Origin of the sequence: Halosimplex rubrum, assembly GCF_013415885.1 — an archaeon.
Classification (GTDB): Archaea; Halobacteriota; Halobacteria; order Halobacteriales; family Haloarculaceae; genus Halosimplex; species Halosimplex rubrum.
Genome location: NZ_CP058910.1, coordinates 3,572,049 through 3,598,079, shown reverse-complemented (window position 1 = coordinate 3,598,079; position 26,031 = coordinate 3,572,049). Strand labels below are relative to the sequence as shown.

20 protein-coding genes are annotated in these 26,031 nt (G+C 71.7%); 7 read left to right on the top strand and 13 right to left on the bottom strand.

Going from position 1 to position 26,031, the window contains the following annotated elements; all coding sequences use genetic code 11:
- Window positions 1-245: 245 nt before the first annotated feature.
- Entirely contained in the window at window positions 246-965 is a 720-nt protein-coding gene (locus tag HZS55_RS17970; protein ID WP_179908942.1) for a DUF7117 family protein, read from the top strand.
- Between the two features lie 24 nt (window positions 966-989).
- Here HZS55_RS17970 and folD read toward each other — a convergent pair whose 3' ends face one another.
- Both folD and HZS55_RS17960 read right to left on the bottom strand, forming a co-directional pair.
- The gene (folD, locus tag HZS55_RS17965) at window positions 990-1,880 is read right to left on the bottom strand and encodes a bifunctional methylenetetrahydrofolate dehydrogenase/methenyltetrahydrofolate cyclohydrolase FolD (protein ID WP_179908941.1); all 891 of its coding nucleotides are present in this window, start codon (window positions 1,878-1,880) and stop codon (window positions 990-992) included.
- Window positions 1,881-1,992: 112 nt separating this feature from the next.
- On the bottom strand, window positions 1,993-2,175 hold the full coding sequence (locus HZS55_RS17960) for a hypothetical protein (protein WP_179908940.1): 183 nt from the start codon (window positions 2,173-2,175) through the stop codon (window positions 1,993-1,995).
- A gap of 110 nt (window positions 2,176-2,285) precedes the next feature.
- Between HZS55_RS17960 and HZS55_RS17955 the strand changes: the two genes are divergently transcribed.
- Window positions 2,286-3,362: an mRNA surveillance protein pelota gene (locus tag HZS55_RS17955; protein WP_179908939.1), complete on the top strand. Its 1,077-nt coding sequence runs from the start codon at window positions 2,286-2,288 to the stop codon at window positions 3,360-3,362.
- A gap of 137 nt (window positions 3,363-3,499) precedes the next feature.
- Window positions 3,500-4,660, top strand: coding sequence for a sensor histidine kinase (locus tag HZS55_RS17950; RefSeq protein WP_179908938.1), 1,161 nt, complete (start codon window positions 3,500-3,502; stop codon window positions 4,658-4,660).
- Between the two features lie 45 nt (window positions 4,661-4,705).
- On the opposite strand, the gene HZS55_RS17945 is transcribed toward HZS55_RS17950, so the two are convergent.
- Complete coding sequence (locus HZS55_RS17945) at window positions 4,706-6,253, bottom strand: hypothetical protein (RefSeq protein WP_179908937.1); 1,548 nt, start codon at window positions 6,251-6,253, stop codon at window positions 4,706-4,708.
- A 245-nt stretch (window positions 6,254-6,498) separates the two neighbouring features.
- Here HZS55_RS17945 and HZS55_RS17940 point away from each other — a divergent pair, with 245 nt between their 5' ends.
- Entirely contained in the window at window positions 6,499-6,948 is a 450-nt protein-coding gene (locus HZS55_RS17940) for a pyridoxamine 5'-phosphate oxidase family protein (RefSeq protein ID WP_179908936.1), read from the top strand.
- Between the two features lie 22 nt (window positions 6,949-6,970).
- Here the strand turns inward: HZS55_RS17940 and HZS55_RS17935 are convergent, their stop codons facing one another.
- On the bottom strand, window positions 6,971-7,753 hold the full coding sequence (locus tag HZS55_RS17935) for an MBL fold metallo-hydrolase (protein ID WP_179908935.1): 783 nt from the start codon (window positions 7,751-7,753) through the stop codon (window positions 6,971-6,973).
- A 116-nt stretch (window positions 7,754-7,869) separates the two neighbouring features.
- Between HZS55_RS17935 and HZS55_RS17930 the strand changes: the two genes are divergently transcribed.
- The 3 genes from HZS55_RS17930 (at window position 7,870) to HZS55_RS17920 (ending at window position 13,055) form a co-directional block, all read left to right on the top strand.
- Entirely contained in the window at window positions 7,870-8,079 is a 210-nt protein-coding gene (locus HZS55_RS17930; RefSeq protein WP_179908934.1) for a hypothetical protein, read from the top strand.
- Window positions 8,080-8,208: 129 nt separating this feature from the next.
- Complete coding sequence (locus HZS55_RS17925; protein ID WP_179908933.1) at window positions 8,209-10,158, top strand: PKD domain-containing protein; 1,950 nt, start codon at window positions 8,209-8,211, stop codon at window positions 10,156-10,158.
- 152 nt (window positions 10,159-10,310) lie between these two features.
- On the top strand, window positions 10,311-13,055 hold the full coding sequence (locus HZS55_RS17920) for an ATP-dependent helicase (protein WP_179908932.1): 2,745 nt from the start codon (window positions 10,311-10,313) through the stop codon (window positions 13,053-13,055).
- A gap of 32 nt (window positions 13,056-13,087) precedes the next feature.
- On the opposite strand, the gene HZS55_RS17915 is transcribed toward HZS55_RS17920, so the two are convergent.
- From HZS55_RS17915 to HZS55_RS17875, 9 genes are all read right to left on the bottom strand, one after another.
- The gene (locus HZS55_RS17915) at window positions 13,088-13,471 is read right to left on the bottom strand and encodes a twin-arginine translocation signal domain-containing protein (RefSeq protein ID WP_179908931.1); all 384 of its coding nucleotides are present in this window, start codon (window positions 13,469-13,471) and stop codon (window positions 13,088-13,090) included.
- Between the two features lie 155 nt (window positions 13,472-13,626).
- Window positions 13,627-14,907: a lactate racemase domain-containing protein gene (locus HZS55_RS17910; RefSeq protein ID WP_179908930.1), complete on the bottom strand. Its 1,281-nt coding sequence runs from the start codon at window positions 14,905-14,907 to the stop codon at window positions 13,627-13,629.
- Window positions 14,908-14,972: 65 nt separating this feature from the next.
- Window positions 14,973-15,839 carry a phosphatase PAP2 family protein gene (locus tag HZS55_RS17905; protein WP_179908929.1) on the bottom strand — a complete coding sequence of 289 codons (867 nt, stop codon included), beginning with the start codon at window positions 15,837-15,839 and terminating at the stop codon, window positions 14,973-14,975.
- 240 nt (window positions 15,840-16,079) lie between these two features.
- Window positions 16,080-18,788 (bottom strand): AAA domain-containing protein, encoded by a 2,709-nt coding sequence (locus tag HZS55_RS17900; protein ID WP_179908928.1) that lies wholly within the window; start codon window positions 18,786-18,788, stop codon window positions 16,080-16,082.
- Between the two features lie 39 nt (window positions 18,789-18,827).
- Window positions 18,828-19,967, bottom strand: coding sequence for an AAA family ATPase (locus HZS55_RS17895; RefSeq protein ID WP_246308292.1), 1,140 nt, complete (start codon window positions 19,965-19,967; stop codon window positions 18,828-18,830).
- A 56-nt stretch (window positions 19,968-20,023) separates the two neighbouring features.
- Window positions 20,024-21,445, bottom strand: coding sequence for a DUF7519 family protein (locus HZS55_RS17890; RefSeq protein ID WP_179908927.1), 1,422 nt, complete (start codon window positions 21,443-21,445; stop codon window positions 20,024-20,026).
- Window positions 21,445-22,749 carry a DUF58 domain-containing protein gene (locus HZS55_RS17885; RefSeq protein ID WP_179908926.1) on the bottom strand — a complete coding sequence of 435 codons (1,305 nt, stop codon included), beginning with the start codon at window positions 22,747-22,749 and terminating at the stop codon, window positions 21,445-21,447. The genes HZS55_RS17890 and HZS55_RS17885 overlap by 1 nt, the downstream gene beginning before the upstream one ends.
- Complete coding sequence (locus tag HZS55_RS17880) at window positions 22,742-23,644, bottom strand: DUF7269 family protein (RefSeq protein ID WP_179908925.1); 903 nt, start codon at window positions 23,642-23,644, stop codon at window positions 22,742-22,744. Before HZS55_RS17880 ends, HZS55_RS17885 begins: the two co-directional genes overlap by 8 nt.
- Window positions 23,641-25,929, bottom strand: coding sequence for a DUF4129 domain-containing protein (locus HZS55_RS17875; protein WP_179908924.1), 2,289 nt, complete (start codon window positions 25,927-25,929; stop codon window positions 23,641-23,643). Before HZS55_RS17875 ends, HZS55_RS17880 begins: the two co-directional genes overlap by 4 nt.
- Window positions 25,930-26,031: the final 102 nt, after the last annotated feature.

Here is a 26,031-nt window from a genome sequence, read left to right as displayed (position 1 = left end):
CGTGGGCGAAAAGCCCACGCGAACGCTTGCCGCCCTGAATTGGTCCCCGCTGACGCTTCGGCCCTCCAAGCGAAGCGTCACCTGTACATCCGACCGGGAACAACTTAAAAGTACCGACCAAGGGGCCTTTCGCCGTCTGACGATCGAGTAAGGTGTCTTCCGGGGGTGGCGTCGGGCGGTGTCACGGGCGTCGGTTCGGTGGTTCGACCGCGTCGACTTTAGGCGTTCGGGCGCAAGACCGTCGTATGAAGATCCGCGGCGAGCGCGAGTGTCAGGAGTGCGGGGCTCGCTGGTCGTACTACGAGACGGGGAGCGTCGTCTGCCCGGACTGCGGCAGCATCCGGAGCGTCGGGCTCGACGACCCCACCGAGCACACCGCCGGCAACGCCCGACTGGACCTGACGGAGATCCGCGCCCTCGTCGACGACCAGTCGCTCGCGGACGTGGCCGAGGCGGCCGCCGAGCGCTGTCGGGAGTACGTCCGCCAGTGCGGATTCGTCAGCGGCGGCGAGTTGCGCCCGCTCGACGACACCTACCTCGCGGCGGTCGAACTCCGCCTGGCCGGGGAGGAAGTCGCCCGGGCGATGCGGCTCTCCGACGACGAGGAGTACTACTTCCTCGAACTGCTGCGGGGCGCCGACGAGGGCGAACGCCCGCCCGCCGACGAGGTGCCCGAGTCGATGCGCGCGGTCCGCGGCCTCGCCTACGCCCGCGCGGTCGACGCCTACCGCTCGGACCTGCGCCGGTACCTCGACGACCACCCCGACGCGACCGTCCGGTCGCTGCTGACGACCCTGCGGGACCACCAGAAGCGGATCGAGGCGCTCGACGGCGACGTGTCCCCGCGCACCGCGGGCGAACTCGTCTACGTCGTCCGCGCCGTCGGCCGCGCGCTCGCCGACGGCGACGAGACCGCTCTCGCCGAGGCCCAGAACCGACTCGAGGGGTTCGAGATCGACCTCTGACCGGAAACGAACGGACGAGACCGGCTACAGCGTGCTGTCGACGCCGGACTGCAGCGCGGCGGCGTTGACGGTGTTGTACAGGAGCATCGCGCGGGTCATCGGACCGACGCCGCCCGGAACGGGGGTGATGGCCGACGCCTTCTCCTCGGCGCTCTCGAAGTCCACGTCACCCACCAGCTCGTAGCCCTTCTCGGTGTCGGCGTCGACCTGATTGATGCCCACGTCGATCACGACCGCGCCCTCGCCGACCATCGAGCCGTCGATCATCTCCGGGACGCCGGCGGCGGCGACGAGGATGTCCGCGCTCCGGGTCTTCTCGGCGAGGTCCTCCGTCCGGGAGTGGCAGACGGTGGTGGTCGCGTTGCCGCCGTCGCCGTACTGGATGAACAGGTTCGCCATCGGCTTGCCGACCAGCCGCGAGCGACCGACGACGACGGCCTCCTTGCCCTCGGTCTCGACCTCGGCCGCCGCGAGCAGGCGCTGGATGCCGTGGGGCGTGCAGGGCTTGTAGCGGGCGTCACCGGCGACGAGCCGGCCGATGTTCTCCGGGTGGAGGCCGTCCACGTCCTTCTCGGGGTCGATGCTGCGGAGGACGCGCCGGTCGTCGACGTGGTCGGGAACGGGCATCTGGACGAGGATACCGTTCACGTCGTCGTCGGCGTTGAGTTCGTCGATGGTGTCGTACAGCTCCGCGGCGTCGGCGTCGGAGTCCAGTTCCACGTCGACGGTGTCGATGCCGACCTCCTCGCAGTCGTTCTGCTTCATCGAGACGTAGGTCTCGCTGGCGGGGTCGTCGCTCATCAGCACCGTCGCGAGCGTGGGCGTCACGTCCGACTCGGCCAGATCGTCCACCGCGTCGCTCACGTCGGCGCGCACGTCCTCGGCGACCGCGTTGCCGTCGATGATCTCGGTCATACCCGAACGGGCGCGACCCGGAGGCAAGAAGGTCCCGGAAACAGGGCCGGGACAGACGACACAGTCGACACAGTCGCGGGCGACTCCCCCTCGCTCGCGGGCACCGGGCCGGTCAGGGGAGCAGTTGCTCTTCGCAGGCGCCGCAGACGAACAGGCCGTGCGATTCCGTGAGGTCGGTCAGCGACTCGCAGAGGTCACACTCCCGATAGACCGTCCGGGAGTAGCCGTCCGCTTCCTCGACGGGGTCGTTCGGGCCGAGCGACGCGCCGCCAGTGGGGGAGGGAGGTTCTGTCACGGTCCGTGATAGTTGGGCGCCCACGGCAAAGAACGTAGCGGGCGACCCCACGTCGGCGGCCGTCGCCGCGGAATAACAGCACACTTGCCGCCGGAGGCAGAGATGCGAGTATGCAGGTCAACGACCGCCACCCGACGACGGAGGGTCGGGAGCGGGTCACCCTCGTCCCGGAGAGCCTGGACGACCTCTGGCACCTCACCTACATCGTCGAGCCGGGCGATCTCGTCTCCGGCGACACGACGCGGCGCATCCAGCGCAACGACGACGACATGCGCGACACCGGCGGCGAGCGCGAACACATGTGGGCCGAACTGGAGGTCGACGACGTGGAGTTCGCCAAGTTCGCCAACCGCCTGCGCGTCGGCGGCGTCATCGTCGACTGTTCGCGGGAGGACCAGCTCGATTTCCACCACACGCTCAACGTCGAACCGTTCGAGGAGCTGGAGGTCGAGAAGGTCTGGAAGCCCGACCAGGACGACCGGCTCTCCGAAGCGGTCGAGGCGACCGAGAACCCGGACGTGGCGATCGCGACCGTCGAGGAGGGCGAGGCCCACGTCCACACCGTCGCCCAGTACGGGACCGAGGAGCGCGCCTCGATCACCGGCCCGACCGGCAAGGCCGCGTGGGGCGACGGCTCGCGGCCCCGCGAGGAGCTGTTCGAGGAACTGGGGACGGTCCTCGCCCGGATGGACGTGGAAGCGATCATCCTCGCCGGTCCCGGCTTCACGAAGCAGGACGCGCTCGACTACATCCAGGAGAACGAGCGGGACCTGGCCGACCGGATCACGACCGTCGACACCACCGGCGTCGGCGACCGCGGCGTCCACGAGGTGCTCAAACGGGGGGCCGTCGACGAGGTCCAGACCCAGACGCGCATCTCCGCGGAGGCCGACCTGGTCGACGAGCTGACCGAGCGCATCGCCACGGGATCGGAGGTCGCCTACGGGCCCGAGCAGGTCGCCGAGGCGGCCGACTTCGGCGCCATCGAGCAGTTGCTCGTCCTCGACGAGCGGCTGCGCGCCGAGCGCGGCGACGAGGGCGAGTGGGACATCGACGTCGACGCCGTCATCGAGACCACCGAGCAGAAGGGCGGCGAGGTGACCGTCTTCTCCGGCGAGTTCGACCCCGGCCAGCAACTGCGCAACCTCGGTGGCATCGCCGCGCTGCTGCGCTACCGGATCGACTGACTACCGGTCCGAGCCCGCCTTGCCCGGGCCTGAGTCGCGACCGTGTCACGGATCGTCGTCCGTCTCACAGCTGATAACGGCGCCGAAAGGATTTACCGGCGAGTTTCCGAAGGCATCGTAATCACTCGGAGACCGTCATGGGATTCGAACAACGCCAGGACTTCGCGCGGCAGGTCGCCGACCTCAACAAGTACGGGCAGGCGCTGAACCAGTGCGAGTCCGTCGACGAGGTCGTCTCGCTGACGCTGGAGGCGGTCACCATCCTCTTCGAGCTGACCGACGTGACCGTCGTCGAGGTCCGCGACGGCGACCTCCACGTCGTCGGGAGCACGAACCCCGAGGTCTCAGCCGGCGGGGCGCCCGGCGATGTGGCCCGGCGCGCCCACGAGACCGGCGAGACCGTCACCGTCACCGGTGAGGCGGCGGGGATCGCCGACGACGCCGACACCGCGGCGACGCTGGCCGTCCCCGAGGGGATCGTCGACGAGCCGATCTGCGTGCTCGTCGTCCGCTCGTCGAGCCCCGACGAGTTCGGCGACGAGGTGGTCCGACCCATGGAGATCCTCGCCACTCACGCCGCGACGGCGATCAGCAACATCCGGTCGCGCGAGCGCCTCGAACGCGCCCGGCAGGACCTCGAGACCCGCAAGGAGATGATCGAGATGTACGACCGGCTCCTGCGCCACGACATCGGCAACGACCTGCAGATCATCGCCGGGTTCGCCGACGCCGTCGCGGAGAAGGTCGAGGACGAACAGGCCGGCGAGTACGTCAGCAAGATCGAACGCGCCGCGAGTAACTCCGCGGACCTCATCGAGCGGGTGGGCGACCTGATGTCGACGCTCGAAGCCCAGCGCGAGCCCGAACCGCGGGACCTGCGCCCGCTGCTCGAGGCCACCGTCGACGACGTGACCGACCAGTACGAGTCGCTCTCCGCCGAATTCGACCCCGACGACTTCGACTATCGCGTCTACGCCGGCGACCTGCTCGATTCGGTGTTCACCAACGTCCTCACCAACGCCGCCGTCCACAACGAGGGCGACGTGACCGTCGACCTGTACGCCGAGGCGCCCGCGCCCGACCGCCTCGTCGTCGGAATGGCCGACGACGGGGTCGGTATCGACCCCGACCTGCGCGGGGAGATCTTCGAGATGGGCGTCAAGGGCCCCGACAGCGAGGGGACCGGGTTCGGGCTCGGGTTCGTCCGCGCGCTCACAGAGTCCTACGGCGGGACCGTCGCCGTCCGCGGGAGCGACGCCGGCGGCGCGGACTTCCGGGTGACCCTCGAACGGGTCTGAGACCGCCTCCGGGTCCGGTCGGGGACCCGCTCCCGGGCGCCGGCGTCACTCGAGGTCGGTCGTGGTCTTCACGAGCGCCATCTCGGTGGGACGGATGCGTTCCGAGCCGGCCACGTCGCCGGCGAGGGCGAAGCCCCCGTCCGCCGTCCGAACGAGGTCTCTCGCTCGGTCGTGCCCGCAGCTTCCGTAGACCCGCTCGCTCGTCACCTCGCCGGCTTCGTCGGTCCTGACGAAGTAGATGTCCGAGCCCTCGGCGTCGAACGACTCGGTGAGTCCCGCCAGCGCGAACCCCCCGTCGTCGGTCTGGACGACCCCGTCCGCCAGGTCGAGCGCCTCGCCGCCGTAGCTCCTCGTGAACTCCTCGTTCCCCGCTTCGTCGGTCTTCACGAGCCAGCACTCCCCGGCCCGGCCCTCGGCCACGCCGGAGCCGGCGAGAGCGAACCCGCCGTCCGCGGTCTGTGCGAGCGCGTTCGCCTGATCGACTCCCTCGCTATCGATCACCGTCGAGAGCTCTTCGTTGCCTTCCTCGTCCGTCTTGAGGAGCCGGGGGGAGTTCTCGAAGGAGTCGTCCGAGCGCGTCGTCCCGGCCAGCGCGAACCCGCCGTCGCTCGTCCGTATCATCGCCTCCACCGTCCCACCGTCGTACGTCCGGGTGAACTCCTCGGTCCCCGCTTCGTCGGTCTTCACGAGCCAGAAGTCGCTGTCGAGGCTATCGGGCGGTGTCGTGTCGCCGCCCAGCACGAAGCCCCCGTCCGCAGTCTGGACGAGGCCGTACGCTCTGTCCCGCCGGCCGTCGCCGTACGCCTCGGTGAACTCGACGTTCCCCTCGCCGTCGGTCTTCACGAGCCAGCCGCTGGAAGAACCGTCCCCGTACGACTCCGTGAGCCCCGCCATGGCGAATCCCCCGTCGCTCGTCTCGACGACGTCGTACGTCACCTCCGTCTCGTCGCCGCCGTAGGTCCGGTCGAACTCGACGTCCCCGTCGCCGTCCGTCACCAGCAGGGAAGCGTCGATGTCTCCGTCCCCAGTCAGCCGCCGCCCGACGAGGGCGAACCCGCCGTCGGTCGTCCGGATCAGCGACTGCGCGCTGGCGTCCCGTTCGGATTCGAACGTCCCGGCGAAGTCGACCCAGTCGGCCTCGGGGAGCGTCGGATCGCAGGCCGGATAGAGCACGTCGTCGCACGCGCCGATGGTGGTCCCGTCTATCAGACTCAGTATCTCGTCGGCCCCGACGCTGACGCAGTCGTTCGGGTTCACGTGGAGGGTGCAGCCCTCGCCTTTCCCGTACTCGTCCTCCTCGATGAAGCCGACGACCCGCTCGTCGTCCGCCGCGGTGTAGCAGAACGTGTTGTCGTGACCCCACGGCGCGTCGCGTTCGGGAGCGGCCTGGGGCTTCCGGCCCTCGTATCTCACGCCCGCTTCGACGACCGCGTAGTTGCCGTCGGTGTCGGTACAGACCGACTCGCAGCCGTCGAACGTCCACCTGTGGGCGCTGGCCGTGCCCGACAGGAGACCGATTCCGGCCGTCGTCCCGCCGATCATCTTCAGCACTCCTCGTCTGTCGATCCCGGTGCCCGAGTCGTCGTTCGTCATACGCCCGAGATACGTGCTGTGAACCTTCGTTATGCCCAGAATACGCCCCACGTAGCTGGTGACTGTCTCCGAGAAGGGGATCACTACGACGGTGAAATCGCACCACCTCGGACGCACGGGAGCTCCGCGCGGGGAGCGGCGCTCGACGGACGACGAGACCGCCGGTCGCCGCGTCACCGCGGTCCGGCCGACCGGCGCCCGGACCCGGGTTTATGCCGCTGGCGGCCGGATGATCGCACACCCGCATGGAGACCGTCACCGGCGACTGGGACCGCGACCGGACCGAACAGTTCCTCGACGAGCGGACCATCCCGGTGCGCCTCGCGACCCACACACCGGGAGGCGGCCTCTGGATGCTCTCGCTGTGGTACCGCTACCGCGACGGCCACCTGGAGTGCGCCACCGGTGCGAACGCCAAAGTCGTCCGGTACCTCCGGGAGAACCCCGCGGTCGCCTTCGAGATATCGACCAACGACGTGCCCTACCGCGGCGTCCGCGGCGCGGGCACCGCCGATATCGCCCCCGACGAGGACAAGACCGTCCTCCGGGACCTCGTCGAGCGGTACCTCGGCGACACCGACTCGAAACTCGCCCGGAGACTCCTCTCGCCCGACCGCGACGAGGTCCGGATCCGCGTCGACGTCGACCGCGCCTACACCTGGGACTTCTCCGACCGGATGGGCGAGGGGGAGTGAACCACCGCGGGCCCGGAACGGGTCACTCTATGTCGACCGAGAGCCCGTCGGAGGCGAAGCGAACGTCGCCGTCGTAGTGGTCGCCGATCGAATCCAGCATCTCGTCGTGGTGGCCGTCGGTGTGGGGGTAGAGGTGGGTCAGGTACACTCGGCCCACTTCCCCGTCGGCCTCGGCCAGCACCGCACCCAGCTCGCTCGGGGTGGGATGGTTGTCCACGTCGACGCTGTCCGGGAACGAGCAGTCGTGGGCGAGCACGGCGGCGCCGTCGGCGAAGTCGATCAGTCCGCGGAACGCCTCGGTGTCGCCGCTGAAGACGAACGCCGGGCGGTCGCCGGCCGGCGGCTCCGACACCGTCGGTTCCGCCTCCGCGAACCGGTAGGCCAGACAGTACATCGAGTGGCGGACCTCCATCCCAGCGATGTCGAAGCCGGCCAGCGAGAACGACTCCGGCCCCACTTCCCGGAAGGACAGATCCAGCCGGTCCTGCAGATACTCGTGAACGTCGAGCAGGTCGGTCACGAGACCCTCGGTGCCCGCCGGACCGGCGATCGTCAGTTCGGTCGCGCCAGCGAGCCATCGGGCCTTCAGCAGCGCCATGAGGTCCGAGACGTGGTCGAGGTGGTGGTGGGTCAACAGGACGGCGTCGACGCCCTCGTAGCCCGCGTCGGTCCGCTGGAGACCGTGGAGGGCGCCGCCGCCGCAGTCGACGAGCAGATTCCCACCGGCGGACTCCAGCAGGAGGCCGGTCTGGAACCGGTCGCCGGTCGGCATGGCGCTCCCGGTCCCGAGGAAGGTCACGCGCATACTCGGCCGGACGAGCGCGCGCCTCAAAACCTCGGCGGCCGCGCCGAGACCGGCTCACTGCCGACGACGCGGCCGCCGCCGAAACGGCTTTTCCTCGGCCGGCCGAACGGTCGAGTATGCCCGGGAAAGCGAGTTCGTCCCCGATCGGTCGAGCCGTCGGCGTCGGCGCCGCCCTCCTCGCCGTCGCGCTGTTCGTCCTCGACCGGACGACGGATCTGGCCGTTCCATACGGCTACGACACCGATAGTACGCTCCTGTTCGCGGTCGGAGCCGTGGTCGCGGTCGCCGCGATAGCGGTGACCGTCGCGCGGTACCAGTCGTCGTGAGGCGGCAGACTCCGGCCGTCGCCCACCGACCCCGCGAGACTGTGTCACGCCGCCGGATAACTGTCAGCTGTCCGTTTCGAGTGCGCTGTCACCGGTGAACTTATGCTACCTGCTGCGATGAGTAGTCGCGTGATATCAGGCGAGGAGACCGCCGAGGAGAGCGAGCCTTCGGAACCGGCGTCGACCGACCGCCGGTCGACACTCAAGCTGGCCGGCGGCGCTGTCGCCGGCGTGAGCCTGTTCGGCGCGTCTCACGCGGCCGCGTCCGACCCGGAGCCGGAGATCCGCTTCGACGACCAGGAGTCGGACGGGACGTCGTTCATCCTCGCGTACGCCGCGACCGACGCGGACGCGTTCGTGGTCGTCGGGCGAGAGGGGTTCGCGGACGTCGTCGGCGACCCGTCGAACCGCATCGAACTCGGCGCCGGCGACACCGTCGAAGACGTGCAACTCCACCCCGACAGCGGGGTGCTCTCGGAGGGAACCCACGAGCTCACGGCCCGCTTACAGGAGTCCAACGGCGGCACGCTCGCCACCGACGACGCGACGGTACGGGTCGAGGACGCCCCGGAGATAACGGAGGGATTCGACGCGCGACTCGTCGAGGCCGATCCGGAGGCGGGGTTCAGCTATCCGTATTTCCTGTACGCTCCGGACCACGTGAGTTCGGCGCCCGACGCGCCGGTCCTGGTGGAGCCGAACAACACGGGAACGTCGACCGACGACTTCGATCGGCACCTGGAACGCGCCCGGGGTCGCGCGGAGGGCGGCGCCGGGGTGCTCGCCGACCGGATCGACGCGCCGCTGGTGGTCCCGGTGTTCCCGCGCCCGCAGGCGGAGCCGGTCGACTGGACCCACTACGTCCACCAGCTCGACGACACGACGATGGGGATCGACGGCGGCCCGCTCGAACGGGTCGACCGGCAGCTCCTCCGGATGGTCGAAGACGCGCGAGCGGAACTCGCGGCGGCGGACTACCCCGTCGCCGACGGGATCATGCTCAACGGCTTCTCGGCGTCGGGCAACTTCGCCGACCGGTTCGCCGTGCTCCACCCCCGGGAGGTCGTCTCGGTGACCGCCGGCGGGCTGAACGGTATGGCGATCCTCCCCGCTGCCGAGCGTGAGGGCCGCGAGCTCCCGTATCACGTCGGCGTCGCGAACGTCGAATCGCTTACCGGCGAGCCGTTCGACCCCGACGCGCTCGACGAGGTGAACCAGTTCCTCTACATGGGGGCCGAAGACGACAACGACACCATCCCCTACGACGACGCGTGGACCGACGAGGACCTGCGCGAACTGGCGCTCGACGTGTACGGCGAGGACATGGTCGCCGAGCGGTTCCCGACCTGCCAGGAGGTCTACCGCGAGGCCGGCATCGACGCCGCGTTTCGGGTGTACGAGGGCGTCGGACACACGCCCCGTCCCGCGACGGACGACATCGTCGAGGTCCACCGGCGGAGCGTCCGAGGGGAGGACATCGACGACGTGGGCGACACGCTCGTGGCCACTATCGGCTTCGATGTCGGGTCCGCGGAGGGCGGCGCCGTCGAGTTCGACGCCGGCCAGAGCGACGGCGGCATCACCGAACTGACCAGATTCCTCTGGGACTTCGGCGACGGCCACACGGCGTTCGGGGAGACGGTCACCCACGAGTTCGCGGAGCCCGGCGAGTACCGCGTCGCGCTCGTCGCGATCGCCGACGACGGGACCGAGTCCAGCGCTGAAACGGTCGTCTCGGTCGGCCGCGACGGCGACGTGAGCGTCCGCGAGGACGGGACCGCCGAGACGGACCACGGCACCACCGCTTCCGCCACTCCGGACGGGACCGCCACTGCGGACGGCGCAGCGACCACCGCCTCCGCCACCGGCAGACCCGACACACCGACCGGCGGAGCGGCAACTGCGACCGCCCCGGAAACCGAAACCGACGCCGCGAGCGACGGACCCACAGCCTCGGACGCCGACGACGGGACTGCCGGGAGCGGTCCCGGATTCGGCGTGGTCGGCGCGCTCGCCGGGATCGGCGGCGCTGTCCACGCGTTCCGATGTCGATTCGGCAGAGACACCGAGGAGCGCTAGCGCTCGCTCGCAGAGCGCGGCGTCGCAGAGCGTGGCGTCGCAGAGCGAACACCGAACCCGGAAACGCCTGTTCGAACGCTCTCGACGGCCGTTTTCACTTCCGCCCTCCGGTCGGAACCCACTTGCCGACACGGGCCTAACCGGCCGACGAGATGGGAGGACGCGAGCTGTTGGACGCGGCAGACGTGGGTGTCGACGCCGCCGGTGTCGAGATCGACGACGGCCACGTACTCGACCTGCTGGAACCGCCGGTCCGGGAGTGGTGGGTCGAGCAGTTCGGCGCGTTCGTCCCCGAGAACGGCGGCTTCTTCACGCCGCCCCAGAAGGAGGCCGTCCCGCTCATCCACGAGGGCGAGAACGCACTTATCGCCGCTCCGACAGGTTCGGGGAAGACGCTGGCGAGTTTCTCGGCGGTGATCAACGAGCTGTTCCGCCGCGAGCGCGCCGACGGGCTGGAAAACTCCGTCTACTGCCTGTACGTCTCCCCGCTGAAGTCGCTCGCCAACGACATCCACCGCAACCTCGAAGTGCCCCTCGACGGGATCACCGAGAAGTTGGACGACCGCGGCGAGGACGCCGAGATCCGCCACGCGATCCGTCACGGCGACACGAGCGACAGCGAACGCCAGAAGATGCTTCGGGAGACGCCCCACATCCTCAATACGACGCCCGAGACCCTCGCCATCCTCCTGAACAGCCCCAAATTCCGGGAGAAACTGCGGACGGTGGAGTACGTCGTCGTCGACGAGATCCACAGCCTCGCCGAGAACAAGCGCGGGACCCACCTCTCGGTATCGCTGGAGCGGCTGGAGGCGCTCGCCGACGGGTCGCCGACCCGCATCGGCTGCTCGGCGACGGTCGAACCGCTCGACGCGATGGCGGAGTTCCTCGTGGGACAGGAGACGCCCGGCGGCGACCCGCGCGACTACGAACTCGTCGACGCCCGCTTCGCCCGGGAGTTCGACGTGGAACTGACGTGTCCGACCGACGATCTGGTGAACACGCCGCCGGGCGTCGTCAACGACCGCTTCTATCGGGACCTCCACGACCTGATCGGCGACCACACCAACACGCTGGTGTTCACCAACACCCGGTCGGGCGCCGAGCGCGTCCTGCAGAACCTCCGCGAGCGAACGGACGACTACGACGAGGACAACTCGGGCTGTCACCACGGCAGCCTCTCGAAGGAGCGCCGCCAGGAGATCGAACGCGCCCTCAAATCGGGCGAGCTCGACGTCGTGACGACCTCGACGAGCCTGGAGCTGGGGATCGACATGCCCCACATCGACCTCGTCGTACAGGTCGGATCCCCGAAGTCCGTCGCGTCCCTCCTCCAGCGGGTGGGGCGGGCGGGCCACCAGCTCGGCGAGACGGTGACGGGACGGGTCGTCGCCCTGGACCGGGACGAACTCGTCGAGTGCGCGGTGATGCTCAAGAAGGCCGAGGAGGGGTTCGTCGACCGGGTGTTCGTCCCCGAGCGGGCCCAGGACGTGGCCGCCCAGCACGTCTACGGCATGGCCATCGCCGAGATCCGCCCCGAAGCGGAGATCCGCGGGATCCTCGAACGAGCGTACCCCTATCGGACGTATACCGACGAGGAGTGGGAGTCGCTCATGCGCTATCTCACCGCCGATTACGAGGGGATGGCGGACAAGAACGTCTACGCGAAGGTGTGGCGCGACACCAACGACGCGCCCGACGGCGAGCACCACTACGAGGAGTACCCCGTCGGCGAGCGCCTGATGGGCAAGCGCGGCCGGCTCGCGCGGGTCATCTACATGACCAACATCGGCACCATCCCCGATTCGTTTACCTGCGACGTGTTCACCCGCTCGGGCGACGAGTGGGTCGGGCAACTGGACGAGTCGTACCTCGACACCCTCGAATCCGGCGACGTGTTCGTCCTCGGCGGCCAGAACTTCGAGTACCGCTACCGCCGCGGGTCGAAGGTGTACGTCGACCCGACGAGCGCTCGCCCGACCGTCCCGTCGTGGTTCTCCGAACGGCTGCCCCTCTCCTACGACCTCGGTCGCGAGATCCTGACCTTCCAGCGGGAACTGCTGGACAAGATGGAACGGGGGAGCGTCGGCGCCGTGCGCCACTGGCTGCGGGAGTACCCGCTCGACGAGAACAGCGTCCGCGCGGTCGCGCGGATGTTCGAGGAGCAGGTGAAGTACGCCGGTTTCGAGAGCGTCAGCACCGACGAGCGGCTGGTCGTCGAGGAGGAACTCGACCGCGAGGAGTACGAGCGCCGGTACTACGTCCACTCGAACTACGGCCGGCGGTTCAACGACGGGCTCTCGCGGCTGCTGGCCTACCGGATCGCACAGGAGGCCAACGCCAACGTCCAGGTCGCCGTCGCCGACAACGGCTTCTCCCTGTCGATGCCGCTCAACCGGAAGGTCGACGTGCTCGGCGTCGTCGACGACATCCACCCCGCCGACGTGCGCGCGGACCTGCGCGCCAGCCTGGAGGGGACCGACCTGCTCCAGCGCTATTTCCGGATCGACGCGACGCGGGCGCTGATGATCCTCAAACGCTACAAGGGCTACGAGAAGTCCGCGGCCGAACAGCAGATGAACTCCGAGATGCTGCTCGGGTTCGCAGAGGACCTGGAGGGGTTTGCCGTGATCGAGGAGACCTACCGCGAGATCCTCGAAGACAAGCTCAACGTCGGGGCCATCGAGGACGTGCTGGCGGCCATCGACCGCGACGAGGTCGCCGTCGAGCACTGCCGCGTCCGGTCGCCGTCGCCCCGCGCCTTCGGCCTCGCGACGCTGATGGCCTCGGACGTGGTGCTCGCCGAGGACGAGAGCGAGGTGCTCCAGCGGTTTCACGAGCGGGTCATGGAGGAGATCGGCGACGAGGGCGCCGAACCCGGCCTCGGCGCGAACTGACCGACGGGGACTCGCGTGACTACCGGGGTCGGTTACATCCCGCCGTCGGCCTCGGTTCCGCCGCCCATCGTCTCGTTGCCGCCCATGGCGCCCGTCCCGGTGTCCGTCTCCGCCATTCCGCTCGTCCCGTCGATACCGCTATCGGTTTCGGTCATTCCACCCATGCCGTCGTCGGTCTCGGACATACCCATCCCGTCGCCCATGCCGCTCTCGGTGTCGGTCGTTCCCATGCCGTCGTCCATGCCCTGGGTATCGTCCATCGACCCGTCCATGGCGTCGGTGGACCCGTCGTCCATCGAGTCGCCGGAGTCGTCGGTCGGCGTCCCGTCGCCCTGATTCGAGCAGCCGGCGAGCGCGCCGACCGCGGCGGTCGCGAGCGCTCCGCGAACGAACGTGCGTCGAGTGTGCTCTGTCATGCTCCGTCAGCGACCGCGCCCGGACGCCGGATAAGGTATTTTCGAATTCCCATCGAAAGGCCGACAAACTCCGTTCGGTCCGCGGTCGGAATGGGTTCAAACTCCGTTCAACATTCGGGGGCCTCCGCCGCGAGACCAGCGGCGGACGCGGTCGGTCAGACCAGCAGCGTGTCGAGCGCGTCGGGCACGACCAGCACGTCGCTGCCCGGGTCGACCGCGTCGGCGACGGAGTCGCGAGCGTGCATCAGACAGTCGTCGACGACCTCGGGATGTTCGCTGTCCGTGACGTAGATGTCGTGGTCCCGCAGGGCCCGCGCGACGACGAACGCGCGCTGGGCGCCGGGCTCGTAGCCCTCGCGCATCTCCTCGTAGAGCGCCTCGGGGCTCTCGGCGGCGGAGAGCCGGTCGTAGAACCGCCGCTCGCCGGTCCCGTCGCCGGCGCCTTCGGGGAGCGCCGCCGGGATCACGACCCGGCCGCCCTCGCTCTCTCGCGGGTCGCTCCGCTCCCCGCTCGGCCGTTCCGAGGTGCTTCGCACCTCGCGCAGCGGATTGTGCGCCCCCAGCGTCACGTACGTCGCTGCCCGCGTCGTCTGGTAGAGGTTGGCGTCTTTGGGCGCGCCGACGCCGGCGACGACGGCGTCGTAGCCGTCCGCGACGGGCGCTGCGAGCGCGTCGCGGGCTGTCCCGGCGAGGTCGCGGACCACCGCTCGCGGGTCGCCCGCGGCGGCGCCGAGGATGCCGCTCGGGCCGTGGGTGACGTTCAGGGAGAACTCGACGCCCGCCAGGTCGCCCGCCTCGTCGAGGAACGCGCGGAAGGGGTTGTCGTCGACCCGTCCCAGCCTGACGCCCTCGCGGGCGAGCAGTTCCGTGCCGTGCGAGTAGCCGATCTGTGACTCGCCGCCGGCGCCGACGACGACGGTCTTCGCGCCGCCGGAGAAACCGGCGTACTGGTGGGGCTCGACCATCCCCGTCGCGAGCACGGTGTCGACCCGAGTGAGTCGCTCGTTGATCTCGATGGGGACGCCGTCGACGGCGCCGACTTCGACGGTCGCCTCGGGGTCGTGGTTCACCGCGAGGTCGGCGTGGTCGCCGAGCGCGGCCTCGATCTCCGCCTCGTCCATCGGTCGGTGCAGGCCGAGCCCGATGATCACGGTCACCTGCTCGCGGGCGACGCCCGCCGCTCGGAGTTCGTCGAGCAACACGTCCAGCAGGGCGTCGTCGGGCGTGGCTCGGGTCACGTCGGTGACGACGATCCCGACCGTGTCGTCGGGGTCGACGCGGCGGGCGAGCGACGGGCCGTGCGGGTCGTCGACGGCGGCTTCGGCGGCCGCTCGCGGGTCGACGGCCTCGCCGCCCGGCGGCCGGCAGACGGTCACGTCGCAGTCGGGGAGCGAGACGGAGACGGTCCCCTCGCCCAGCGGGAGTTCGACTGGCACGGTCGCCCGTAGTATCGCCGCCGCCGAGAGCCTACCGGTCGGATCCCGACGATCCCCGATCGGCCTCAGTCGGCGGGCGTCGAACTGCCGAACCCGTCGAACCGGCCGACCAGCGACGGGAGCGAGACGATTCCGAACACCAGCGCGGCGTTGACGGCCGCGGTAGGGACAAGCAGCGGTTCGACCGTCTCGACGACGGCGATGGCCACGCCGACGAACGCGACGCCACCGACGGTGACCGCGACCCGCTCGACCCGGGAGCGGAACCGCTCGGCGCGTGTTCGCCAGGCCGCGCCCACGAATCCGCCGACGCTCCCGCCCGCGGCGAGCGCCGCGTCGCCGGGCGCGGTCGTCAGAATCACCGCGGGCACCGAACAGACGACCGCGAGGCCGAAGACGACGGCCGGACCGCGGTCGACGGCCGGCCCGTAATCGACGGCGACGGCGACGACGCCGACCATCACCAGCCCCACGGCGACGCCGGCCAGCACGTCGCCGAGGTAGTGGACGCCGATGACGACCCGCGAGAGGCCCACGAGCGCGACCAGCGCGCCCGTCCCTACCAGGAGTTTCGGGTCTCGATAGCGGTCGAGCGCGACCAACGTGCCTCCGTAGACGGTCGTCGCCGCGATGGCGTGGCCGCTCGGGAACCCGACGGGGCTGGGATCGACCGCGACCCGTCGGACGGCCGCCGGCGGCCTCGGCAGTCCGAACCAGTACTTCAGCGCCAGCGTCACCGACACCGCGACGAAGGCGACGCCGACCACCGTCAGCAGTTCCCGCCGCCGGGACTGGTCGTTCCAGTACGCCAGCGACAGCGCCACCATCAGGAACTTCGCGCTCCCCAGCACCGTGAGCAGCCCGAACAGCGGCACCAACCCGGGCGGGATCGCGCCCCGGATCGCCTCGCTCGCCGCGACCAGCCGGAACATACCCGACCCGCGGCCCGCCGCCCGCTTATAGCTTCCCTCCGGCGGTGGCGGGCGACGAGCGCCGATCCCTAGTAATAAAACCTCGCCACGGAGTGAAACTGAAACGGTACGGAACTAGATATAAATTCTGGCCACACGGTGAAAGTGGAGCGACGATTCACTAGTCAAAAGTGATAGCCACGGGGCGGAAGTGGAAATCGGCGATGGGGCGGCGCTAGCGGTGAGATCGGGGTCCGGCGGTCAGCGCGCCCACTCGACCATGCGACCGTAGGTGTCGTCGGTACCCAGCGCGTCGGCGTCGCCGACGAGAACGAGCGCTTTCTTCGCCCGGGTCAGCGCGACGTTGATGCGGCGGTAGTCCTCGAAGATGGGGGAGTCGAGCGAGCCTGTGGCGACGAAGGAGATGACGATGACCTCCTTGCTGGACCCCTGGAAGCGGTCGACCGTGTCGACGGCCACCGCGTCGGGGACGTGCTTGCCGATCTCGGCGACCTGGGCCCGGAACGGCGCGATGACGCCGATCTCTTCGGCCGGGACGCCGGCCTCGCGGTAGGCCGCCACCGTCTCGGCGATCGTTTCGGCCTCGATGGGATTGGTGTTGCCCTCGGCGCGGCCGTCGGGGTCGACGAACGCCACCTGATCGCTGAGGCGCTCGGGCAGTGCATCGACGTCGACGACGTCGAGCTGGCGGAGGTGCTGGCCGGCGACCTCGCCGGTCGCCGGGCGCAACTGCCCGCCGTAGAACTCCCGCGAGGCGAACGCCTGGATGCGCTGGGCCATCCGGTACTGGCGGTCGAGCATCACCGAGGCGTCGGGGTAGCGCTCGATGAGCCGCTGGAACAGCGACCGGGAGAGCGTCGCGCCCGGCGCGGGATTCCCGTCCTCGTCGGTCGGGAGGTCCGACGGCTCGGGTTCGTCGGCCTGGACGACCGGCGGGAGCTGCTGGTGGTCGCCGACGAGGACGAACCGCTCGGCGAGGTTCGTCGCCGCCAGCGTCCCGGGTTCGGTGAGCTGGCCCGCCTCGTCGACGACGGCCGCGTCGAACGCCTGCTCGCGCATGATCCGCGAGCCGCAGGTCGCGGTCGTGGCCGCGACGACCTGCGCGTCCCGCAGTTCCGCCACGCGCTCGTCGGGGTCGCCCGCCCGCTCCAGCCGGTACTCCTGCATGTCGTCGCGGACGCCGCTCTCGGTGCCGACGCGGACGAAGTCGTCGAACCCCTGGTCGACGAGCGCTTCGAGCGCGTTGTCCACGGCGCGGTTCGTGAAGGCCGACAGCAGGACGCGCTCGCCGTCCTTGACCAGCGCTTGCACGATGTGTGCCAGCGTATACGTCTTGCCGGTGCCGGGCGGCCCGTGGATCAGCGCGCAGTCCTCGCAGCCGACGGCGAGGGAAACGGCCTCGTCCTGGGCGTCGTTGTTCGGGACGAACGTCTCCTCGACGGCCGAAAAGTCGGGCTCCCGCCGGCCGAAGAGCACGTCCTTCTCCTCGGGCGACTGGGTGAGGACGGCGTCGTGCAACGCGGTGAGCATCCGATCGGTGGAGAGTTCGGAGGGGTACACGTCGAGGCGGTGCAGTTCGACCGGTTCGTCGGCGGTGACGACGACTTCGGGTCCTAATCGCTCCACACGGGCGAGTTCGGCCTCGCCAGCGATTGGGTCGCCGTCGCTGGCCAGCACGAGGTCGCCCTCGCGGATCTTCGAGACGGCGCCGGTCCCGCGGGCGCGCAGCTCCCAGCGGCCGCCGTCGAGTTCGGTCCGCTCGGTCGGTTCGAGGTTCACCAGCGCGCGGTCGTCGTCGGCCCGCTCGGCGGGGCTCTGCTCCCAGAGCTTGGCGTACTCGCGGTGGACGGCCCGCCGTTCGCGCTCGATCGACTCGTAGACGCGGTCGAAGTAGTCGCGCTCCTCCTCGGGGACGGGTGAGCCGACCACCCCGGCCTTCGACTCCTGGCCGAGCCGGCCGGAGACGGCCATGCAGGTGTCCTGCTCGAAGCAGTACTCGCACTTGGCGTCGGCCTCGTAGCCCGTCGGCACGTCGGCGTCGTGTTCCATCGCCGCCAGGGCGTTCCGCGTGCGGAGGACGAACTTCAGGAAGCCCGAGCCGATGGAGAACTCCTTGGCCGGCGAGAGGTCGCCGCTCTCCTCGTTGCGCTCGACGGCCGCGTTCTTGGTGTACAGCAGGGTGCCCGTGTCGGGCGGCTCGCCGCGGCGTTCGCCGAGGATGAGCGCGTAGCAGGTCGCCTGCACCTTGTCGTGGAACCGCGGCTCGCGCTTGGTGTTCTTGCCCGTCTTCAGCTCGACGGGCATCCCGCGCCGCACCGCGTCGGCCCGCCCCTTCAGTCCGTAAGTCTCGCTGACCAGGGTCATCTCCGAACGCCACTCGTCGCCCTCGGTGAGCGTCCCCTGCTGGAGCCACCCCTCGATGGCCGAGGCGTTCTGGCGCACCTCTTCCCGCACTTCGTCGGCGCTCCGGCCGAGCATCCCGAGTTCGAGGCCGGCCTCCTCGACGCGCTCGTCGATGGACTCGTCGAGATCCCGCCCGCGGAGGAGGTCGCCGAACACCTCGTGGACGATGGTCCCCTTGACGACCGGGTAGGCGTTTGGCGTGCCGCCGATCTTGTTGAGGTAGTACATCCGCGGGCACTGCACCCACGAGCGCACGTCGGTCACGTCCACGAGGAAGTCGGGCTCGACGACGACCATCGAGTCGCCGGTCGTCGAGAACTGCTGTTCCCCGCGGTACTCGCGTTCCTCGGGGTTCGTGACGGCGAGTTCCATCCCGGGTTCGAGGTACGTCGCCGTCTCGGTCCACTTGTCCCACAGCGTCACCGTCGTCGGTTCGCCCCGTCCCCGATCCGGCCGGAGGTCCACCTCGACGAGTTCGCTCTCGCCGTACTGCGTCGAGACGGTCTTCGGCTCGCTCACGTCGACGACGACGCCGCGGATAGTCACGCTCGCTTCTGGGGCGGGCCGCGGGAAAAACGCTGTCGGTTACAGGGGGTCACCGGGGTCCGAGTCGCGACGGTCGCCGGCTTCGCCGCCCCGGCGGTCGCGACCGTCGTCACCGCCGTCGACGCGGGACGGTTCGGGCCGCTCGTCCGGCTCGCCGGCGTCGCCATCGCCGTCCCGGCCTCGCGGCGCGCTCGCTCCGGGGTCGGGCGCGTCGGGCGAGACGGCGGGCACGTCGACCGCCGAGAGGGCGTCGGCGACCACCCGTTCGGGGTCGACGCCCTCGACGGTCGCCTCGGTCGTCATGACGAGCCGGTGGGCCATCGTCGCGCGAGCGAGCCGCTTCACGTCGTCGGGCGTCGCGTAGTCGCGACCGGCGACCACGGCGCCCGCCCGCACGGCCTCGAACACGCGCTGGACGCCTCTCGGGGAGACGCCGATGTCGGTACGGCCGTCCTCGCGTGTCTCCCGCGCGATGTCGATGATGTACCGCCTGACCTTGTCGTCGACGCGCACGTCCTCGGCGAGGTCCTGCAGCGCGAGGACGGTGTCGGGCTCGACCACGGGGTCGACGCTCGGCGCGAGCGACCGGCGACTGGCGCGTTTGTCCAGCAGGTCCATCTCGCCGTCCACGTCGGGATAGCCCATCGAGGTCTTCACCGCGAAGCGGTCGCGCTGGGCCTCCGGCAGGCGGAAGGTCCCCTCCTGCTCGACGGGGTTCTGGGTCGCGATCACGACGAACGGCTCGGGGAGGTCGTGGGTCGTCCCGTCGACGCTGACCTGCCCCTCCTCCATCGATTCGAGGAGGGCGGCCTGGGTCTTCGGCGGCGCGCGGTTGATCTCGTCGGCGAGGACGACGTTCGTGAACACCGGCCCCTCGGCGAACTCGAACTCCCGGTCGTGCTCGTTGTAGACGTTCGAGCCCGTCACGTCCGCGGGGAGCAGATCCGGCGTGAACTGCAGGCGGGTGAACCCGAGCCCGAGCGACTCGGCGAGCACCCGCGCGAGGACCGTCTTCCCCGTCCCCGGTACGTCCTCGACGAGGACGTGGCCCCTGGCGACGACGGCCGAGAGCGTCTCGAACAGCACCGACCGCTCGACGACGACGGCCTCCTCGACCCGCTCGACCACGTCGAGACACACCTCGGTCGCCTCGTCGACGGTCAGCTCCTGATCGGCCATACCGACGCCTGTGACCCCACCGACAAGAAGCTATGCGTTCCGCCGCCGTCTCCGGTTCACCCTCGCAACAGCGCGCCGAGCAGCAGCGTCCCGACGACGGCGGCGGTCATCGCGAGGGTGTGGCCGCCGCCGGTGGTCGTCCGAACCGCGTACAGCGCGGTCGCGCCGAGGACGGCGACCGCTCCGATCCCGACGGCGAAGACGCCGTGATACAGTTCGAGGCGTCTGGTGTCGGGCCGGTGACCGAGTTCGGCGGTCAGCCCGAGGCCGAAGGATCCGGCGTCCCAGACGACCAGCGCGCCGGCGACGGTGGCGAACACGAGCGGCGCGGGCAGCCCCATCGAGTCGGCGCCGACCGCCGCCAGGACCAGGCCGGCGGCGGCGAGCGCGGGTCCGCCGGCGCGTTCGGGGAACAGGTCGATCCGGACGGCGACGAGAGCGAGCCCGACGCCGACGAGCACCCCGAGGGGCGCGAGCAACACGCCGGCGAGGAACAGGAACGGGCTGAAGACGAAGAGCCCGGCCGCCTGCGGGACGACGCCGAACAGCACCACGACCAGGTAGCCGCCGCCGGCCGCGCCGGCCGCGACCGTCTTCGTCTTGTGCTCGTCGTAGCGCTGGGTCACCTGCCGCGCGGCCGCGGCGACGCCGGCCGAAAGCAGCGCGAGCCCGCCGACGGCCAGCAGCGGCCCCACGACGAACACCGACGTGAGCGCTCCGACGACCGGCGTCGCCCCGGGCACGAGCGCCAGCGCGGGCGAGTCGGTCGCGGTGAAGACCAGCGAGACGAGCCCGACGCCGGCGGCGGCGGCGGCCGCCAGCGAGAGCGCCCGCTTGCCGCGTTCGAGGCGCTCTCGGACGGCGTCGCGTCGCGTGCGGGCGGTCAGTTGGACGACCGGGAGCCGCCCCAGCGAGAGCCGGACCGCCCCGAGGACGGCGCCGACGACGAACAGGAAGCCGATGGCGGCGACCGTCGGGTCCGCCGCGGCGACGGTGCCGGCGACGAGCCGCCAGCCGAGGAACCCCGCGGCGGCCGCGATCGCGGCGCCGAACAGCCAGCACAGGCCGAAGACGTACGAGAGGATGCCCTGCGAGAGCGCGCCCTCCAGCGCCTCGTCGTCGGCCACGTCCGCCCAGGCGGCCGCCGTCCCGAGCAGGGCGAGCGCGTAGCCGCCGACGAGATAGGCGTTCCCGGGAGTCAGCGCGACGAGCAGTCCCAGGAGCGTCGCGCCCGGGAGAAAGAGGAGGTGCCCGACGACCCGCTCGCCGAGCGTGTCGCGGTCGAGCAGCGCGACCCCGGCGGTCGCCAGCCCGGCGACGAGTCCCAGGCTCGTCAGGAACGTGGGCTCGCCGACGACGAACCCGGTCGCCAGCGCGAGCGCGACGACCGTCGCGGCGACGAGGCCGAGGCTCGTCTCGCGGGGGCGTCCCTCGTCGCCGACCGCCGTGGGCCGGTCGAGGCGCGGACCGAACGGCATCAGGCGCCACCTCCGGCGGTGCCCGCCGAGCGCCTGGCCTCGACCGCCAGGGCGTACTCGAGCGCGAGCGCCAGCGGCGTGCCGCGGCGCCAGTCGACGGTCCGCGCGCCGGTCGACTGACAGCGCGCCAGCCGCGTCCGCCGCCGGACGCCGTCGAGTCGCCCGCCGACGGTCGTCGCGGACACCACGTCCGGCGAGACGACGGTCCGCGCCCGCCCCAGCGACCCCCACGTCTCGACGGCCTCGACCGGCAGCCCGTCCAGCAGCGGCGAGACGAGCAGCAGCTGGGCTCGCGGCCCCGCCAGCTCCGCGACCTTCCGGAACTGGTAGGTCGCGTCGACCGGTGTGTCCGCGTCGACCTCGACGGCGCGCTCGACGGCCGCCGTCAGCCGCGAGCGGTGGTCCGAGCCCGCGCCGGGCTCGATCCAGTCCAGTCCGCCCGGGCCGCTCGCCGACCGGCCGACGACGGCCAGCCCCACGTCGTGGCCGGCGCGCACGAGCGCGGTGACGGTCCGCACGGCCGCGTAGGCCGACCGCTCGACGGCCGTGGGACGGCCGGGGCCGGCGGCGACGCGGTTGCGCTCGCGGGCGTCGAGGACGACGACGACCGTCGTCGAGACGCGGCGTTCGTACTCGACGGTGGCGAGTTCGCCCCGCTGGGCGTAGCCGCGCCAGTCGATGCGGTCGGCGGCGTCGCCGTGGCGGTACTCCCGGGTGGAGTGGAACTGCACGCCCCGGCCCGGCCGGTCGGCGGTGAGCCGGCCGACGAAGTCGTCGCCGCGCTCGGCCAGCGGCGGCGCGTCGGCGTCCAGCCGACAGACCAGCCGCTCGTCGCCCGACGGCCGGGGATCGGCGGTCGCGACCATCCCGACGCCGCCCGACCGCAGGCGGGCTCGGGGCGGCGCGAAGTCGTACTCGCCGCGACGGGCGACGACGGTGTACTCGACCGTACGCGACTCGCCGGGGTCGAGCGTCGTCCCCGCCCGCGGCGACCCGTCGACGACCTGCAGGTCGTCGGGCACCCCGTCGACCAGTCGCAGGTCCGACAGCGTCCGGTCGCCCTCGTTGGTCGCGGTGAGCGTGACCGTAACCGGTCGCCCCGGCGGCGCCGGCGTCGGCTCGACGGTCCGGGAGACGGCCAGGTCCGCTGGGGAGTCGACCGTCGACAGCGTGCCGTAGGCGACGAACACCAGCGGGATGGCGGCGCCGAGGACGAGCGCGGCGCTGCGGTTCCAGACGCCCGCGACGGCGAGGACGAGCGCCGCCGCGACCGCCCCGCGCCAGCGGACCCGCCGCCTACGCATCGTCCCACACCTCCCCGATCAGGTCCTCGCCGTCCTCCGTGTCCGGTGCGGGAGTGGGGTCGTCCTCGGTCCCGACGTCGTCGCCCTCGTCCGCCCCGGGAGCCGGGGTCCCTCGGTCCGGTGCTCCGTTCGCGTCGCCGTCGGTCGTCCCTCTCCCCTCGTCGGCCCGGCGTCGTCCGGGCGCGCCCGCCCGCTGGAGCCGTCCGTCGGCGGCCCACTGGAGGCTCCCGAGCGCGGGCGCGAGGGACGGGGCCGTCCGCGGGGCGTCCTGCCCGACCACGGGCGGGAGTTCACGCTCGGCCGCGGCGTCGATGGCCGCGACCGCGCGAGCGGTCCCTCGGCGGACGACCCGCTCGGGGAACAGCCAGGCGCGCAGACGCGCCCGGAGCGACACCCGCGGCAGGTCGACCCGCTCGTCGACGACCGCCGCGGCGACGCGGTCGTCGGTCCACGCGCCGGTTGCCAGCGCCTCGTCCACGTCGTCGGTGTCGGCCCCGCCGGCCGCGAGCACCCGATTCAGCGCCTCCCGGAGCGGCGGCCGGACGACCGCGACCCCCTCCTCGACGGTCTCGGCGTCCCTGGCGCGCTCGCGGGCGTCGCCGACGAGCGCCGCGAGTTCGTCACCGGTCACGTCCGCCGGGTCGGCCGTCTCCTCTGGTGTCCCGTCGACCAGCCCGCCGCCCTCGTCCCAGGGCGGCGGCGCGACCGCCTCCCCGTCGGCGCCCGACCGGTAGAGCTTGACCGCCGCGACGGCCAGTCCGGTCAGGACGACGAACAGCGCGCCGGATCCGGCCGCCGAGGCCGTCACCGGCGTGAGCGCGACCGCCAGCAGCAGTCCCGCGCCGATGGCGACCGTCCCCGCGACGCCGACCAGCCCCGCGAGCCAGCGGTTCACGGCTCGTCCTCCCGCTCGCGCTCGATGGAGTCGAAGGCCTCACGGGCGCGGTCGCTCCGGTCGTCGGCCGCCCGGTCGCCGTACTCGACCTCGCGGAAGGCGTCGGTCAGCGCGCGCACCGGCCGCTCGGGTAGCCCGCGCTCGACGGCCGCCCGCGACACCTCGCCCGGCGTCGACTGGCGCCACCTCCGGGGTCGGACCCGCTTCGCGAACCGCCGCCACAGCGCCCGGATCGTGCGCCGCTCTCGGCCGTCCTCGTCGCTCCCGGTCGCCCCGGAACCGGTCGCGACCGCCGAGCGGTCCTCCCGCGCGCTCCCGTCGTCGGTGTCGAGGTCGTCGCGGGTCCACCGGCGGTAGGCGACGACGGCGACCCAGAGACCGACCAGACCGCCGAGGAACCCGAGCGCACCGAACCGATAGGTGAGGGCCGCGAGCACCGCGGTCGCGAGGACGGCGGCCGCGACGCGGCGGAGGGTGAGGCGAGCCGCGAGCGCCCGTCGCGCTCGACCGGGGAGCGCGCGGAGCCAGCCCCACAGTCGGGCCGCCAGCCCACGGACCGACAGCGGGAGCGCGGCGATACGGCTCGCGAGCCGGCCCAGCAGCGCCGCCAACCGGTCGATCCCGGCCGCCGCGCCGTCGGCGACCGCGAGCGCCGTTCCGCGGATCCAGGCGACGAACCCGCGGGACTGTTCGGCGGCCGTCCGACCGCCGGAGGCGACGGCCCGTCGGTGGCGGACCGCCGCGACGACGGCCAGGAGTGCGCCCGACGCGAGCAGTCCGAGTCCCTCGCCGACGGCGAGGCCGACGAACAGGACGGCGACCGCGGCCCACCACGTCGCGACCCGGCGGGCGGCGCTCCGACCGCGGCGGCGCGCGGCGACGCCGGTCCCGACGACGCCGGCGACCAGCAGGAGCGCGCTCGCGACCATCGTCGACGCGTAGGCGGTCCACAGCGGGACCGTCGTCGACTGCCGGTCGGTCTCGACCGCGACCGTCCCGCGCGGGTCCGCCGGGAGCGCGAAGCCGACCGTCCCGTTCCCGTCGGCGCGCCCCAGCCGCGATCCGTCGAGGGTGACGCGGGCGTCGGCCGCGGGCTCGGGCCCGGCGGCGGCGGTCACCAGCGCCGGCTCGCCGGGGACGGGCAACCCCTCCTGGGGGACGAGCGCGGCGTCGAGGTCCCACACGTCGACCGTCGTCGACCCCGAGAAGTCGCCGCGCTCGACCGTCACCGACAGTTCCGCCGCGTCGGTCGGGACCGCGAGTTCGTAGCGCCCGTTCGCGGTCGTTCGGCCGACGCGCTCGCCGTCGACGCTGACGGCCGCCTCGCGCATCGGTACGTCCTCGACCTCCGCGAGGAGCGTCACGTCGGTCCCGGGGTAGGGGTCGCCGACGACCGAGAGGTCGACGGCCCCGCCGACCGCGTAGGTGGCGGTGTCGTTCCCGTCGCGCTCCTGCGAACCCGCGGCCGCCGCCGGTCCGCCGTCGAGCGTCCGCGGATTCGTCCCGACGGCTCCCGCATCGGGGCCGACGCCCGCGAGCGCCGCGTCGCGGACGCTCGACCGCTCGCTCCGGTCGCCGCCCTCGCCGGTGTCGTACGGCCGCCGGAAGAACTCGCAGTCCTCGCCGGGTACCCGGACGGTGACGTTCAGGTTTCGGGTGTAGGGCGCGCGGCCGCTGACGCGGCCGGTCGCGTCGGTCCGGCCGACGAAGCGGTCGCCGAACCAGACCGGGACCGCCTCGGCCGGTTTCAGGTCGTCGTAGACGCTGATCCGCACGGTCCCGCCCGGAACCGGTTCGTTCTCGACGACGACGCCGCAGCCCCGCTCGGTCGGCGGCGCGTCGTCGCCGGGCACCGGGATCGGGTCGCCGTCCTCGGCGATGACGCCGTCTCCGCCGTCGCCCGGCCCGTCCCCGGCACCGCCCGCACCCCCACCGCCGCCTCCGGCACCGTCGCCGCCTCGTTCCCCGGATTCACCGCCGCCACCGCCCGATCCGGACCCGTCGTCGCCGGATCCACCGCCGCCCTCACCGCTGGCACCGTCGCCGCTGCCCGAACCGCTCTCCGGTCCGAACCCGCCGGCGTCGGGCGCGATCGGCGCGACGAACGCGGCGACGACGAGCCCGAGCAGACAGAGCGCGACGAGCGCGGCCTGCCGGCGGTCGACACCCGCGGCTCCCCCGCCCGTCTCGCCCGTCTCGCCCGTCGGTTCGGTCTCTGACACGGTCGTGGCCCCCTCGGTCGGCTCCGCGGCCGCCGTCGGCGCGGTCGCCGGGTAGTCGTACACCTGTCAGGTTCCCCCGATTATGAATCGTCCGGTCGTCGGAGTCACCGCGGGGTCGGAGGGTCGCCGAGCGGAACGACGGTCGCGACCGATGCCTTCATTCAC